The 15,524-nt window shown below is 53.2% G+C and carries 15 protein-coding genes; 13 read left to right on the top strand and 2 right to left on the bottom strand.

The window, feature by feature from the left end:
- The first annotated feature begins 266 nt into the window (after positions 1 to 266).
- A complete protein-coding gene (locus M6D81_RS05575) occupies positions 267 to 2,240 on the top strand; it encodes an endonuclease MutS2 (RefSeq protein ID WP_262675837.1) in 1,974 nt (657 codons plus the stop codon).
- Between the two features lie 48 nt (positions 2,241 to 2,288).
- On the opposite strand, the gene M6D81_RS05570 is transcribed toward M6D81_RS05575, so the two are convergent.
- Positions 2,289 to 2,927, bottom strand: a complete 639-nt coding sequence (locus M6D81_RS05570) for a thiamine diphosphokinase (RefSeq protein ID WP_262675836.1) — start codon at positions 2,925 to 2,927, stop codon at positions 2,289 to 2,291.
- Positions 2,928 to 3,133: 206 nt separating this feature from the next.
- Here M6D81_RS05570 and M6D81_RS05565 point away from each other — a divergent pair, with 206 nt between their 5' ends.
- Positions 3,134 to 3,814 (top strand): trimeric intracellular cation channel family protein, encoded by a 681-nt coding sequence (locus tag M6D81_RS05565; RefSeq protein ID WP_262676009.1) that lies wholly within the window; start codon positions 3,134 to 3,136, stop codon positions 3,812 to 3,814.
- Positions 3,804 to 4,313, top strand: coding sequence for a low molecular weight protein-tyrosine-phosphatase (locus M6D81_RS05560; RefSeq protein ID WP_262675835.1), 510 nt, complete (start codon positions 3,804 to 3,806; stop codon positions 4,311 to 4,313). The genes M6D81_RS05565 and M6D81_RS05560 overlap by 11 nt, the downstream gene beginning before the upstream one ends.
- 32 nt (positions 4,314 to 4,345) lie before the next feature.
- Here M6D81_RS05560 and M6D81_RS05555 read toward each other — a convergent pair whose 3' ends face one another.
- Positions 4,346 to 5,083 carry an alpha/beta hydrolase gene (locus M6D81_RS05555; protein WP_262675834.1) on the bottom strand — a complete coding sequence of 246 codons (738 nt, stop codon included), beginning with the start codon at positions 5,081 to 5,083 and terminating at the stop codon, positions 4,346 to 4,348.
- Positions 5,084 to 5,353: 270 nt separating this feature from the next.
- Here M6D81_RS05555 and pdhA point away from each other — a divergent pair, with 270 nt between their 5' ends.
- From pdhA to M6D81_RS05505, 10 genes are all read left to right on the top strand, one after another.
- Positions 5,354 to 6,421, top strand: a complete 1,068-nt coding sequence (gene pdhA / locus M6D81_RS05550) for a pyruvate dehydrogenase (acetyl-transferring) E1 component subunit alpha (RefSeq protein WP_262675833.1) — start codon at positions 5,354 to 5,356, stop codon at positions 6,419 to 6,421.
- Between the two features lie 20 nt (positions 6,422 to 6,441).
- Positions 6,442 to 7,419, top strand: a complete 978-nt coding sequence (locus M6D81_RS05545) for an alpha-ketoacid dehydrogenase subunit beta (protein WP_262675832.1) — start codon at positions 6,442 to 6,444, stop codon at positions 7,417 to 7,419.
- 55 nt (positions 7,420 to 7,474) lie between these two features.
- A complete protein-coding gene (locus tag M6D81_RS05540; RefSeq protein WP_262675831.1) occupies positions 7,475 to 8,761 on the top strand; it encodes a dihydrolipoamide acetyltransferase family protein in 1,287 nt (428 codons plus the stop codon).
- A gap of 3 nt (positions 8,762 to 8,764) precedes the next feature.
- Positions 8,765 to 10,180, top strand: coding sequence for a dihydrolipoyl dehydrogenase (gene lpdA, locus M6D81_RS05535; RefSeq protein ID WP_262675830.1), 1,416 nt, complete (start codon positions 8,765 to 8,767; stop codon positions 10,178 to 10,180).
- 115 nt (positions 10,181 to 10,295) lie between these two features.
- A complete protein-coding gene (locus tag M6D81_RS05530) occupies positions 10,296 to 10,784 on the top strand; it encodes an acyl-CoA thioesterase (protein ID WP_262675829.1) in 489 nt (162 codons plus the stop codon).
- Between the two features lie 57 nt (positions 10,785 to 10,841).
- Positions 10,842 to 11,798 (top strand): thymidylate synthase, encoded by a 957-nt coding sequence (locus M6D81_RS05525; RefSeq protein WP_262675828.1) that lies wholly within the window; start codon positions 10,842 to 10,844, stop codon positions 11,796 to 11,798.
- Positions 11,799 to 11,821: 23 nt separating this feature from the next.
- Positions 11,822 to 12,322, top strand: coding sequence for a dihydrofolate reductase (locus M6D81_RS05520; protein WP_262675827.1), 501 nt, complete (start codon positions 11,822 to 11,824; stop codon positions 12,320 to 12,322).
- A 178-nt stretch (positions 12,323 to 12,500) separates the two neighbouring features.
- Positions 12,501 to 13,988, top strand: a complete 1,488-nt coding sequence (locus M6D81_RS05515) for a glutamate synthase subunit beta (protein WP_262675826.1) — start codon at positions 12,501 to 12,503, stop codon at positions 13,986 to 13,988.
- 130 nt (positions 13,989 to 14,118) lie between these two features.
- On the top strand, positions 14,119 to 14,436 hold the full coding sequence (locus tag M6D81_RS05510; protein ID WP_262675825.1) for a hypothetical protein: 318 nt from the start codon (positions 14,119 to 14,121) through the stop codon (positions 14,434 to 14,436).
- A gap of 58 nt (positions 14,437 to 14,494) precedes the next feature.
- A complete protein-coding gene (locus M6D81_RS05505) occupies positions 14,495 to 15,520 on the top strand; it encodes a hypothetical protein (protein ID WP_262675824.1) in 1,026 nt (341 codons plus the stop codon).
- Positions 15,521 to 15,524 lie beyond the last annotated feature (4 nt).

Raw genomic sequence — 15,524 nt, 5'->3', positions numbered from 1 at the left:
ATGCTCTATTGCGTTGGCTTTATTTCACTGTCTGATCCCATGAGTTGAGAACATGTGGATTTCCGCCTGCATTCATTTTGATGACGGCCCAATCACCGTGCTCTTGGAGCACGGTTTTTTTTATTTCCTTTCGCTTGCGGTTGCGGTGCGATTTATTTCGCCTTGCCGGAGGTCCGAGAGGGAGGGACGTCAGAATGATATGAACAGGACAGGAACGCGCCCGCGTTCTTGTCCTGTTTTTTTTTATTTCAAAGGAGGTAAAAACAATGAACACTGCATCACTGGTCAAACTGGAGTATAACAAACTGATTGAGCAAATGGCAGGCATGACCATGTCCGGAGAAGGAAGAAAGCTGGCTGAAAACATGAAGCCGAGCACGGATTATCAGCAAATAGCAGCCTGGCAGAGGGAAACGAACGAAGCGTTGCAATTGTTGGTTAGCGGAGCCAGCATTCCGATCTCCGCAATGGAAGGGATCGAACCGTTCCTGGCGCTGCTCGGCAAAGGGAGAATCTATCATGAGACGGAACTGGAGCAGCTGGCCGTCTGGCTCGGCTCGATCACTCAGATGAAAAAGTATATGAACAGCAAGCGGGACCTGGCGCCGACGATCGCATCCTATGCCGAATCCATGCACGATTGTCCTGTGCTGCGGGAGGAGCTTGCGAGATGTATCCGATTCGGCCTGTTGACGGACGATGCAAGCGCCGATCTGGGCTATATTCGCAGGCAGATATATGGGGTCGAGGATAAAATAGAACGTAAAATGCAGCACTCGCTGGGCAAGTATCGCAGCTCCCTGCAGGAGGGAATTATTAGCAAGCGAGGCGGACGCTTCGTACTGGCCGTGAAGAAGTCGCTGAGGAAAAATGTGCCAGGCGCAGTGCTGGATGAATCCGCGAGCGGGCAAACGATATTCGTCGAGCCTCAGGATGTGTCGGAGCTTCAGACGGAGCTGAGCCAATGGAAAGTGGCGGAGGAAAGGGAAAGATCGACAGTATTGGCAATGCTGTCCGAGCTGGCGTCCCGATATGAGCAGGAACTTAAGCTTAATGTGCAGGCGATGGCCTCGTTCGACTTCATTACCGCCAGGGCAAAGCTGTCCAAATACTGCGATGGCAAGCTTGTGCGTCTGACCGACAAGCCGGTGATGAGACTGGTCTCGGCAAGGCATCCGCTGCTGGGACGGGACTGTGTGCCGCTTACAGCGGAGCTCGGCATGCACTGGAGACAGCTTATTATTACCGGACCCAATACGGGCGGCAAGACGGCAACGTTGAAGACGATCGGATTGCTTGCGCTGATGAATCAATCGGGTCTGCTAATTCCCGCAGATGCCGATAGCGAGCTCGGGATATTCCGGAACATCATTGCGGACTTGGGCGACGGTCAAAGTCTGGAGCAGTCGCTAAGCACATTCTCTTCCCATGTTATGGTGCTGAAGGAGATGGTGGATATGGCTGATTCACGCTCCCTGCTGCTGCTGGATGAGATGGCTGCCGGTACTGATCCGTCCGAAGGGATAGCGCTATCGATCGCCGTATTGGAATTGCTGCTCGAGAGACAGTCGCTGGTTGCCGCTACCACTCATTTTAATGAAATAAAGACATTCGCGTCCGCAACGGAAGGCTGTCAGAACGGCCGAATGGCATTTGATCCCGATACGCTCAGACCTCTCTACCGTCTAGAGATCGGGGAAGCAGGAGACAGCCACGCCTTCGCGATCGCAAGGCGATTCGGACTGCCGGAGCAGATCATGAAGCGAGCGGAGTGGCTGTTAGAGCGTAAGCGCATAGCGGCAGGAACAAATGAAGATGAGCGAAGCGATTCCTTCGCGAAGCTGCTGGGCCAATCGAAGCAACTAGGCACTGGAGAAGAGGCGAAGCGGGTGAAGGAGAAGCCGAAGCCGAAGCCGAAGCGAAACGAGGAAAGGCGAAAACCGCCCAAAAAAGCGTTCCAGAAGGGAGATCTCGTATGGATCTACCCTCTCAAGCGCTCTGGCGTCGTGTACCGTCCGGCCGATGAACGGGGGCAGGTCATCGTACAGGTGATGGGGGAGAAGCTGTCCTTCAATCATAAGCGTCTCAACCATTATATCGGGGGCGAGAACCTGTATCCGGAGCAATACGACCTGGATATCGTGTTCGAATCGAAAGCGAATCGGAAGGCCCGCAATCAAATGAGACGCAAGCATGTGGAAGGGCTGCAAATCGTGACGCCGCCTGATGAGCATTCGTAATCCAGGCTTGCAAGCACGTCGGATGAAGGAGGAGCTTCCGGCGTCTTGCTAATCGCGGCTCTGAATGACGATAAGCCTGCCGCTTGCCAGTTGAACGGTACCCGATTGTCCCAGCAGGACATTGCTGATGCCCAGGGATTGCCCGACGGTCAGGCTTGCGTCACGCAGCGGATATTGAAATCCGGATAACGTGATACCGGTCACTTCCTGGCTTAAGGGCAGCAAGGATACGGTATCATAAGGGCCGCGCCGGATGGCTGCAACAGAAGAAACCACGCGAATCTCGTTATGTTCGTCAATGATCTTGGCGTCGATGCCGTTCTCCTCCGCCAAAGCAAGCAAATGGACGTTGGCGAGCGAATGGTCGAATCTCGTTCCAATTGCGCCAAGCAGAACAATTTCTCGAGGCTTCATTGCCATGGCGTGCTGGAACGCCATTTCGGTGTCGGTGTAATTTTTGTCTATAGGATCGCAGGTAATGACAGTGGGGCAAGCTTGGCGAATTCGGGCCATCTCCTCATCGGTAATAGAATCGAAATCCCCGATGGCCACTGCGGGAATTCTGCCATTGTCCAATAGGAAGACGGCTCCGCTATCCGCTCCAATCAGAAGGGCGTCGTCGGGTATGTGGCGGATCGCCCAGTGCCCCAGTGTGCCTCCTGTCGCGATGATGATCGTAGAGTTCATATGAGGTCTGCTCATCCTTTCATGCTAGGCATATTCATGCTTATCAGTATATCGCTTGTATCAAGCTGCGACAATGCATGCGAGAGCGGCAATGACAGAAAAATGTCGTTGCGAAAGTGCGTAGAGGGGACTACAATGTATAAGGTGTAAAGTACAAAGCAGCTGGGTGCAGAATCGGATAAGGGAGCGGGGATAAGGCTGTGAGCATGGACATTTTCGACATATTCAGCTTGATCGGTACGATAGCGTTTGCAGTCAGCGGCGCGATTGTCGCCATGGAAGAGGAATATGATATTTTGGGCGTTTACGTGCTGGGACTTGTGACTGCTTTCGGAGGCGGTGTCATTCGCAATTTGCTGATCGGGGTGCCCGTTACCACCTTGTGGAGTCAAGGGTATCTGCTAACTACGGCTACCGTGGTCATTACAATCGCTTTCATCCTGCCGATCAGATGGATATTGCGCTGGCGGCGAAGCGAGGTGTTCTTCGATGCGATCGGCTTGTCCGCATTCGCAGTGCAAGGCGCGCTGTATGCTACCGAGATGAATCATCCGCTCAGCGCCGTAATGGTCGCTGCCATGTTGACAGGCATTGGCGGAGGTATTATCCGCGATGTGCTTGCAGGCCGCAAGCCGCTGGTGCTTCGCGATGAGATTTACGCTGTCTGGGCGATTATTGCCGGACTCGTCATCGGATTAGGGTGGTTCAGCTCGCATCTGATGCTGCTGCTGTTGTTCGTAGCGGTGACTGCGTTCCGAATATTATCGGTACATTATAAGTGGAAGCTGCCGCGGCGCTCCTTGAGAGGAGCCTTTGCAGCGTCGGACGCCAAGAGACGGCGCTTCTTAATGAATAGCGAGAAGAGAGGCTTGAATCATGAAGAATAAGTCAGCGATATTGTTTGTATGTCTTGGCAACATATGCCGTTCGCCGATGGCGGAAGCGGTCATGCGAGAGATGATAGCGCAGGCGGGATTGTCCGATGTCATCACAGTCGATTCCGCGGGGACAGGGGATTGGCATATCGGCCGCCCGCCTCATGAAGGGACGCAAGGCGAGCTGAAGAAGCGCGGAATTTCCTTTGCAGGGATGAAGGCACGGCAGGTAACGGCGAATGACTTCGCGTCGTTCCGCTACATGGTGGCCATGGATACGAAAAATCTGGCCGATGTGAGAGGGCTTCAGAACAATGTGGAACTCGGCGGTCTTCACGATGCAGACGCGAATGTACGTCTGTTCACCTTCATGGAGCTGCTGCCGCAGCGCGGCATTGCGGATGTGCCCGATCCTTATTACGAAGGGAACTTCCCTTATGTCTATGAGCTGGTGGAAGAGGGATGCAGAGAGCTGCTTCGCATTATAAAAGCTGACCTGGAGAGCGTCTAATTCGCTCCTTAGGTCAGCTTTCTCAATTCCACTCATTCCACCTCGATGAAGTGCTTCAATGCAGCCGGCACATCCTTCTGCCAGTAACCCCATTGATGCTTGCCGTCTCGTTCCTCGTAGTATAGATGTGCGCCCCTTTGCTCCATCAAGGCCCTTGCATTGCGATTCAACTCCACGAAGTCGAATACTCCCCGATCGGTCTCAAATGCCGTCTCTTGCAAGCCGATAATCATATAGAGGGACAGCCAGCTCAAATCCTCGCATTCCGCTATAATCTGCTGCGATACAGGATAGAAGGCGCCTGAGAGCGACATGATGCGAGTGAATAATTGGGGGTATGAGAGCGCAATATGCAGGGACACGCTGCCGCCCAGTGAGTCTCCTGCGAGCAGGCGATCTTCCTCGCTTCGGCGCGCAGCGAAGCGCTCCTCGATGAAAGGTACCAGCTCTTCTCCGAAGAAACGAACATATGCCGCATGACGGCTGCCGTCCGGCGCATATTCTTCCGTGCGCACGGATTTGTCCACATCTACGCCTACAATGATGAACGGCTCCAATCCTTCGTCCAGAATGAGTGCGGTGGCTGATGTTGCAATTCTTCCGAAATTGAAGAAGTCTTCACCGTCCTGACAATAGACGACAGGATAGCTCAGCAATTCGTTATAGCCCGGCGGCAGGAAGACGCGGAGGTTGCGGCTCCCTTCGGGCAAATGCTTGCTAGGTACAGTCTCTTTTAATATGGTGCGTTTCAAATAACGTTGATCGGTCATCGTCTCGGACTCCTTTTTACATAGTGAATGGAATAACGCAGTAGTGGGTAAACAATAGTAAGGTGACGCCGAATCTCTCTTGTATTATGCTGTTATATTCAAATATAATGACTGTAGCATATACAATTACTTAACATAATGTGCGGAATCGGTGAAAAAATGGGGTGTTTTTCGTTTTTTGCTTTGACCACGTTCGTTAAACAGGTTTATAATAATTCTATAACAGAGGGTAGTGTTTTTCAAATATTTAGATTGAGGTGAGTGTTCAAAATGAGCAAACTGCCATATGAAGTGCAATCGGAGCCGGTAACACCATTATCCGTGCTGTCGCTTGATGGAGACATAGAAAATCCGGACATGATGCCGGACCTTACTGACGAGCAATTGAAAGAAATCATGTACCGCATGGTATTCACAAGAACTTGGGACGAGCGTGCGGTAAACCTCGGCCGCCAAGGCCGTCTGGGCTTCTATGCGCCAGTATCCGGCCAGGAAGCGTCCATGGTCGGCAGCGAATACGCGCTGAACAAGGACGATTTTGTCTGCCCGGGCTATCGCGATATGCCGCAGCTCGTGTGGCACGGTCTGCCCCTGTATCAGGCATTCCTTTACTCCCGCGGTCATCAGCATGGCGGACAGATTCCTGAAGATGTGCATGTGCTGATGCCTCAAATTATTATCGGTGCGCAAATCCTTCACGCTACTGGCGTCGCCATGGCATTCAAGAAGAAGGGCGAGAAGCGTGTAGCCATTACTTATACAGGCGACGGCGGTTCCTCCGAGGGCGACTTCTACGAAGGCCTGAACTTCGCCGGCGCATTCAAGCTGCCGGTCATTTATGCTGTTCAGAATAACGGATATGCGATTACGACGCCTTTCGCCAAGCAGACTGCTGCGCAATCCATCGCGCATAAAGCGGTTGCCGCAGGCATCGCGGGCGTACAAGTGGACGGCATGGACGTGCTGGCAGTGATCAAAGCCGTTCAGGAAGCTGCCGAGCGCGGCCGCAACGGCGACGGCGCGACGTTGATCGAATTGCTTACTTACCGCTTCCGTCCGCATTCCATGGCTGACGATGCGACCAAATATCGCACGAAAGAAGAAGAGGCGGAATGGGCGAAGAAGGACCCTCTTATTCGCTTCGGCAAGTTCCTGGAGAGGAAGGGTCTGTGGAGTGAAGAGGATACGAACCGCGTGAAGGAAGAAGCGAAGGCGACGGTTAACGAACATATCAAGAAAGCGGAAGCGACAGAGAAAATGACGGTCCCTGGCCTCATTGACTCCATGTTCGAAACGACGCCGCAGCATCTTGAAGAGCAGAAAGCCGATTTTCAGTAGAAGGGGAGGAATAGGGAATCATGGCTCAAATGAATATGTTGGAAGCAATTCGCGATGCGATGCGCATAGAGTTGAAACGGGATTCGAATGTAGTAATTTTCGGTGAGGATGCAGGTAAAGTTGGCGGGGTATTCCGTGTGACGGAAGGTCTGCAGGATGAGTTCGGCGAAGATCGCGTCTTCGATACGCCGCTTGCGGAATCCGCCATTGCCGGTATGGCTGTCGGAATGGGCATTCAAGGATTCCGTCCCATTGCGGAAATTCAGTTCGTCGGCTTCATCTACGAAGCACTGGATCAAATGTTCGTGCAAGCGGCGCGCATGCGCTATCGTTCCGGCGGACGCTACAACTCGCCGATCGTATTCCGTACACCGTTCGGCGGCGGTGTGAAAGCGGCCGAACTGCATACGGATTCGCTGGAAGGACTTGCTATTCAGACACCAGGCATCAAGGTCGTCATCCCGTCCAATCCATATGACGCGAAGGGCTTGATGACGGCGGCAATCCGCGACAACGATCCCGTCTTCTTCATGGAGCATCTGAACTTGTATCGCGCATTCCGCGCAGAGGTGCCGGAAGGCGAATATACGGTAGAGATCGGCAAAGCCAACATCGTGCGCGAAGGCAGCGATGTGACGATTCTGGCGTACGGCATGATGGTGCACACGGCTCAGAAGGCTGCGGACGAGCTGGAGAAGAACGGCGTGAAAGCAGAGGTTATCGATCTTCGTACGCTTATGCCGCTGGATATCGATACGATCGTCGCTTCCATCCAGAAGACGAATCGTTGCATCGTTGTACAGGAAGCGCAAAAAACGTCCGGCGTAGCCGCTGAAATTATCGCGCAAATCAACGAGAAGGCGATTCTTCATCTTGAAGCTCCCGTATTGCGCGTTGCAGGACCGGATACGGTATATCCATTCGCGCAAATCGAGGATCAATGGCTTCCTTCTCCGGCGCGCATCGTAACGGCTGTCAACAAAGTAATGGAATTTTAAATTAGCGACAACGAAGACCGAATGGTTTTAATGAAGAAAGAGGAGGTTGATATCGGTGGCAAAATTCGAATACCGATTCCCCGAGCTTGGCGAAGGTCTGCACGAGGGCGAAATTATTAAAGTGCTTATCCAGCCTGGCGCAAATGTAACAGACGACGACATTATAATGGAAGTGCAAAACGACAAAGCGATCGTAGAGGTTCCTTGTCCGGTAAACGGTAAAGTGCTGGATGTGCTTGTTAAGGACGGACAAGTGTGCAAAGTTGGCGAGGTCGTCGCTATTATTGATGTGGAAGGCGAATTGCCGGAGCAAGCGGAGCCGGCTGCTGAAGAAGCGCCAAAGGCCGAACAGTCTGCTGCTCCTGCTGCAGCTTCAGTGCCTGCAGCTGCGCCTGAAGCGGCGAAGGAAGCGTCTGGTCCCGTATTGGCAACTCCAAGCGTTCGCAAGTATGCTCGCGAGAAGGGAGTAGACCTGACGCAAGTATCCGGAACAGGCAAGAACGGACGTATTACTCGCGAGGACGTAGACGGCTTCGACGGCGCTCCTGCTGCGCAAGAAGCACCGGCCGCTGCTGTCCAAGAGAATGAGCCGAAGGCGGAAGCTGCTGCTGCGGCACCGGCTGCTGCAGGAACGCCATATCGTCCGGAAGAGCGCGAGCCGTTCAAAGGCATTCGCAAAGTGATTGCTGGCGCCATGTCCAAATCGGTATACACTGCACCTCACGTTACCATTATGGACGAGGTCGACGTTACGGAACTGGTTGCCCTTCGCGCCAAATACAAGCCTTACGCAGAGAAGAAAGGATCCAAGCTTACTTATCTGCCATTCATCGTCAAGGCACTTGTAGCCGCATGCCGCGAGTTCCCGATCATGAACTCCACGCTGGATGAGGCTAACCAGGAAATCGTCTATCGCAAATATTACAATGTCGGTATCGCGACGGATACGGACAACGGATTGATCGTTCCTGTCGTTGAGGACGCCGACCGCAAGAGCATCTTCATGATCGCGGACAAAATTCGCGACCTTGCCGTGCGCGGCCGCGACGGCAAGCTTGCTCCGAACGAGCTGAGGGGCAGCACGATTACTATTTCCAACATCGGTTCCGCAGGCGGTATGTTCTTCACGCCGGTCATCAACTTCCCTGAAGTGGCGATTCTCGGCACGGGCCGTATCTCGGAGAAAGCTGTCGTGCGCGACGGCGAGCTGGTAGCGGCACCCGTCATGGCTCTGTCACTCAGCTTCGACCACCGTCTTATCGACGGCGCAACGGCACAACACTTTATGAATCATATTAAGCAGCTTCTGGCTCAACCAGAACTGTTCATCATGGAGGTATAAAAAATGGTAGTAGGCGATGCATCCCTTGATATCGACACACTAGTCATTGGCGCCGGTCCCGGCGGTTACGTAGCTGCGATTCGCGCAGCACAGCTCGGTCAGAACGTTCTTGTAGTAGACAAAGAAAACGTAGGCGGCGTGTGCTTGAACGTAGGCTGTATTCCATCCAAAGCGCTTATCTCCGCTGCACATCAATACGAGTCCGTCAGCCACGCTTCCGACTTCGGCATCGAAGTAGGCGAAGCGAAGGTGAACTTCGGCAAAGTGCAGGAGTTCAAAAGCGGCATTGTGAAGAAGCTGACCGGCGGTGTTGCTTCCTTGCTGAAGGCGAACAAGGTGCAATACTTCAACGGCGAAGTGATGTTCATCAACGAAAATGAGGCGCGTGTATTCAACGATCAGGAAGCTCCGCGCTACCGCTTCAAGCATTGTATTATCGCTACCGGCTCGCGTCCGATCGAGCTGAAGGCATTCCCGTTCGGCGAGCGGATTCTGTCGTCCACAGGCGCATTGTCCTTGCCTGAAGTTCCGAAGAGCCTGGTCGTTATTGGCGGCGGCTACATCGGCATCGAGCTTGGTCAGATGTACGCGAAGTTCGGCACGAAGGTAACGGTAATCGAAGGCTCCGACACGATTCTGCCGGGCTTCGACAAAGATGTGTCCGCAGTTGTTGCGAAGAAGCTGAAAGGTGCCGGCGTCGACGTTGTAACCGGAGCGCAAGCGAAAGGCGCAGACGCAACGGATAAAGAGGTTACGGTCACTTACACCGTAGGCGATAAAGAAGAAAAAGTTGTAGCGGACTACCTGCTTGTAACTGTAGGCCGTCGCCCGAATACTGACGGCGAGCTGGGTCTGGATCTGATCGGCGTGAAGACGACGGATCGCGGTCTTGTGGAAATCGATGAGCAGTGCCGCACAAGCATTCCGCATATTTTTGCAATCGGCGATATTACAGCAGGTCCTGCGCTTGCCCACAAGGCAATGTACGAAGGCCGCGTAGCCGCTGAAGTCATCGCGGGACAGCCAAGCGCTGTCGATTACAAGTGCGTGCCGGCTGTATGCTTCTCCGATCCGGAATGCGCAAGCGTAGGCCTCAGCGAGAAAGAAGCGAAGGATGCCGGCCACAATGTGAAGATTGGCAAGTTCCCGTTCGCTATCAATGGACGCGCTATGTCTCTTAACGCGACTGAAGGCTTCGTGAAGCTGATCTCCGATGCGGACAACGGTCTGGTGCTTGGCGCGCAGATCGTAGGTCTGGAAGCTTCCAATATGATCGCCGAGATCGCGCTTGGCATCGAGATGGGAGCTACGCTGGAAGACATCGCGCTTACGATTCATGCGCATCCTACGCTTGGCGAGATTGTGCTGGACGCTGCGGAAGTGGCGCTTGGACATCCGATTCATACGGTGAGCAAGTAATCGATAGGTTTCTACATGGCGAAGAGGTCACGCAGCTTGCGAGCTGCGGGGCCTTTTTGCATATAATAGAGAAGTGATTGCACATGAACAATTGAGCGCATCGGAGGGAATGACGATGGAGAATAAAGAGATGAAGAATGCTTCGGATTCGCGCACCATTATGACACAGCTAATCTTTCCGTCGGATACGAATCATCACGACACAATGTTCGGCGGGAAGCTGATGGAATATATGGATAAAGCGGCCGCTATCGCCGCAATGCGCCATGCCCGAATGCGTGTCGTTACCGCATCGACCGACAGCCTGGATTTCCTGGCCCCTATTCGAGTCGGAGAAGTCATTGAGATTGAAGCATTCGTTACCTGGACCAGCCGAAGCTCTATGGAGATCTATGTATCCGTCACCTCCGAGAATTTGTATACCGGCAGCCGTACGGTCACGGTTACCGCATTTTTTACGTTTGTGGGACTGGACGAGCACGGGAAGCCGGTTCAGGTACCCGGCGTTCAGCCCGAGAGCGAACTGGAGCGAACCCTCCACTTATCCGCCCCCGGCAGGCATCAGCTGAGGAAGAAAAGAAAGCAGGACAGGATTGCGGATTGATGTTATAATGATTTCTACTTTGTCAGAATGCAGTTATGAGGTAAGGAGGCAACAGGCATGATCACAAGTGAACAAGCCTATCTGCAATTGCTGAAGGATGTGCTGGAGGAAGGGGTGGCCAAGGAAGACCGGACCGGTACGGGAACGATTTCACGGTTCGGCTATCAGATGCGATTTCCTCTCCAGGAGGGATTTCCGCTGTTGACCACGAAGCGGGTGCCGTTCCGTCTCATCGCCAGCGAGCTGCTGTGGTTTATGAAGGGCGATACGAACATACGCTACTTGCTTCAGAATAACAATGGGATATGGAATGAATGGGCCTTCAAGAGATGGGTGGAAAGCAAAGCGTACAACGGTCCCGATATGACCGATTTCGGCTTGCGGTCGCAAAGGGATGAAGCGTTCTCGCTTCAATATAAGGAAGAGATGGATCGATTCACGCATCGTGTATTGCATGATGACGAATTCGCCAAAACATATGGCGAACTCGGCGATGTATACGGCAAGCAATGGCGTCAGTGGCGTACGTCGCAAGGGGAGTATATCGACCAGTTGAAGGACGTTATCGAGGCAATCAAGGTCAATCCGGATTCCAGAAGGCTCATCGTGACGGCATGGAATCCCGAGGATATCCCGTCTATGGCTCTTCCGCCGTGTCATACCATGTTCCAGTTCTACGTATCGGAGGGCAAGCTGTCCTGTCAGCTGTATCAACGCAGCGGCGACATCTTCCTCGGCATTCCGTTCAACATAGCCAGTTATGCGCTGCTTACTCATCTCGTCGCCCACGAATGCGGGCTTGGAATAGGAGACTTCGTGCATACGATCGGCGATGCGCATATTTACAGCAATCATATCGAGCAGATCCGAACTCAGCTCTCCAGAGAGCCAAGGGAGCTGCCGAAGCTGGTTCTGAACAGCGACAAGCGTTCGATATTCGACTTCGAGCTTGAGGATATGCGCGTGGATCAATATGACCCCCACCCTACGATTAAAGCTCCGGTAGCCGTCTAATTGTGGAAAGGAAGTGAGTCTGCATGACAGTTGTACTTATCGCGGCAATGGACCGCAACCGCGTCATCGGCCAAGGGAATGCGATGCCGTGGCATCTGCCTGCGGAGATGGCATACTTCAGGCGTATGACGACAGGGAAGACGGTACTGATGGGCCGCAAGACGTTCGAATCCCTCGGAAGCAAGCCCTTGCCGAATCGCCGGAACGTTGTATTAACGAGACAGCAGGGGAGCACATTCAACGGTTGCGAGGTCGTACATTCCGTTCAGGAGGCGCTCTCGCTTGGCGAGTCGGATGAGCTGATGGTCATCGGCGGGGGAGAAGTGTACGAGCTGCTGCTTCCCTATGCGGAAAAAGTATTGCTTACCCACGTGGAAGCGGATATCGAGAGGGGCGACGCTTCCTTCCCCGAGCTGCCGTCCGGGCAATGGATCATTGCCGATTCTGAATATCGGGCAGCCGATGAAAAGAATGCATATGCCTTTACATTCGTTACCTATAAGCGCATCAATGCCGGCAACTGATCAATAGATTGCCAAATCGACGAACATTTCGTCATAAAGTGCAAATGATTGTGCGGAAAATGCATTATCGATCTAAACAAAGAAATGATACCATGTTATAATATAATGAGTTTAGGGTATGGACACATAGGGATTGATAGACTAGCATACGGGAAACAGGGATGGAGGAAACGCGAGCATGTCAACACCAACTGGTTTTATGGAATATCAACGTGAATTGCCGGCAGACCGCGATCCGCTAGAGCGCATCAAGGACTGGAACGAGTTCCACAAGCACTTCTCCGACGAGCAGCTGCGGACGCAAGGCGCGCGCTGTATGGATTGCGGCACTCCCTACTGTCATACGGGTATGGAGCTGGCGGGATCGGTATCGGGCTGTCCGGTGAACAATCTCATTCCGGAATGGAACAACTTGATCTATAGAGGATTGTGGCGCGAGGCGCTGGAACGTCTGCACAAGACGAATAACTTCCCTGAGTTCACAGGCCGCGTATGTCCTGCGCCGTGCGAGGGCTCCTGTACGGTAGGGCTGATCGGCGAGGCGGTGACAATCAAGACGATCGAGCAAGCGATTATCGATCGCGGCTTCGAGGAGGGCTGGGTTGTTGCTCAGCCGCCGAAGATGCGTACAGGCAAGCGCGTAGCCGTTATTGGTTCCGGTCCGGCAGGGATGGCTGCCGCAGCGCAGCTGAACAAAGCGGGGCACACCGTTACCGTCTATGAGAGAGACGACCGCATTGGCGGACTGCTGACATACGGTATCCCGACCATGAAGCTGGAGAAGGATGTCGTGCAACGCCGCGTAGATTTGCTGATCGAGGAAGGGGTAGAGTTCATTACGAACACCGAGATCGGCAAGGATATCCCGGCCAGCGAGCTTGTGGAGAAGTACGATGCCGTCGTATTGTGCGGAGGCGCGACGAAAGCTCGAGATGTGAATATGGAAGGCCGCGAACTGAACGGTATTCATAAGGCGATGGATTACTTGAACGGTACGATCAAGAGCTATCTGGACTCGGGGCTTCAGGACGGCAACTATATCTCTGCGAAGGACAAGGACGTTATCGTCATCGGCGGCGGGGATACAGGTACGGACTGCGTAGCAACTGCGCTTCGTCACGGCTGCAAGTCCGTCACTCAGTTCGGCACGCATGCGAAGGCTCCGCTGGAACGTGATAATGTGAGCAATCCTTGGCCGCAATTCCCGAACGTCTATACGCTGGATTACGCGCAAGAAGAAGCCAAAGCACTATATGGTGAAGATCCGCGCGCCTTCTCCGTCTTGACGAAGAAATTCGTAGGAGATGAGAACGGCAATCTGAAGGAACTGCACACCGTTCAAATTCAACGTGTTGTAGACGAGACGGGACGGAAGATTTATAATGAAATTCCGGGTACGGAGAAGGTGTGGCCTGCTGATCTCGTCTTGATTGCAGTAGGCTTCGAAGGACCGGAAACAACGCTAATCGAGCAGCTTGGTCTGGAACAGGACCGTCGTTCCAATGTGAAAGCGACTTACGGCGACTATCGCACGAACGTAGACAAAGTGTTCGCAGCGGGCGATATGCGCCGCGGTCAAAGCCTTGTCGTATGGGCGATTAATGAAGGCCGCGAGGTAGCCCGTGAAGTGGACAAATATTTGATGGGAAGCTCCATGCTTCCTTAACCCGCATAACCTTTCGATTTCTAGAAGCACTAGAAGCGCCTACGGGCGCTTTTCTTGCTTTAAAAGCTTCAGTATGTGGGATTAATTTGTCGCAATACGCCAATTTCTCTTGGAGATGAGGAGGATTCATGTGATTAAATACGGATTGGACCGCATAACGGAACTGAAATTTCGCAGCTTTATGCCTCATGTTGAGCGCCGGGATGAGCAATGGATTGATATTGTGCTGCAGCCGGAGCTGGCTGAAGCGACGCCTGTGCCGGATGATGTGATCGACTTCACGATTCTGGTTATCTGCACGCACGATGGCACGATTGTGCAGATGGTGCCGCAGGATGAAGACTGTGACTGCGAGTACGGATTCACTGTTGGGGAGAAAGAGCAGATTGCAGCTTATGTTGCTAGCGATGTTATGCAAAGAGAAATTGCGAAGGTTGCTGCACCATAAGCAGGAAAGTTGTGGTAGAATCGGTGTGAGATGACGTGTAGGGGAGAGGGGTCATGTCATGAACGCCGACAATGCCTATGTGCTTACGGAGCAGGATGTCAACCGAATCCGGAGCTATGTACACGCCAAGTATGCCGCTGCTCCACACGAGCGGCGGGCGGAAATTGTAGCCGATGCGGTCACTCGCATCATCTATCGCGGCTTGCCTGAGTTCGAACCGGATGTACGCCAGCGAATGACGGCAACCTTAATACGGACAACCGTGCTGGAGCAGCAGCGTCCCGTCTGCAGAGGTGACATACTGGAGCTGTGCCGGACGCTTGACCAGCAAGATGAAGCGATTGCGGCTCCGCTGCGACAATGGATGAACAGAACGTCTATTGCCGGAGCAGGCATTGATGCTGCCGCTTCCGGAACTGCCGAGATTATCCCGCTGCACGGGACAAGCAAGGCGGTATCCGTTCGTAGGCAGAAGCGATTTTTGTTGTATGGGGCGCTCAGTCTCGGTCTGGTATCCGCCGTCATGATGTATGGATGGTCGTTGAGCGATCGGATATCTGCTCCTTCATTCCAACCGTCGACGGTTCAACAGCAATCAGTTGAACATCCTGTAGAGAGGGCAAGCAATGAACTTCCGGCGGAATTGCAATACAAGCCGATCGATGAAGTGAGATTGGCTTCTTATCTGAATAGAAGGAACTCGGTGCTTGCCGATCAGGAATATATGCTTCCGATTATCGATGCGGCGGAGCAGTTCAATATTCATCCGCTGCTGCTGTTCGCGATAACCGGACAGGAGCAGGCATTCGTGCCGCGTTCGCATGAACGGGCAGAGAAGATTGCCAACAATCCCTTCAATGTATTCCATAGCTGGCAGCAATTCAATACATCGATTAAGGAATCGGCAGAAATTGCATCCCGGACGATCGTGCGATTGAGCAAGGACAAGCCGCAGCATACGGACCCCATCGCATGGATCAACCGGGAATATGCCGAAGATCCCAATTGGTCGAAGGGAGTAACCTCCTTGCTTCGGTCAATGACGGCTTATATGGAGGCGCCGCACGAAGAGGTCAGCCCATAACTGC

Source organism: Paenibacillus sp. J5C2022 (assembly GCF_025567625.1).
In the GTDB taxonomy this organism is placed as follows: domain Bacteria; phylum Bacillota; class Bacilli; order Paenibacillales; family Paenibacillaceae; genus Pristimantibacillus.
Note: the sequence above shows the minus strand (reverse complement) of the source record. Positions and strands in the feature narration are given on the sequence as shown.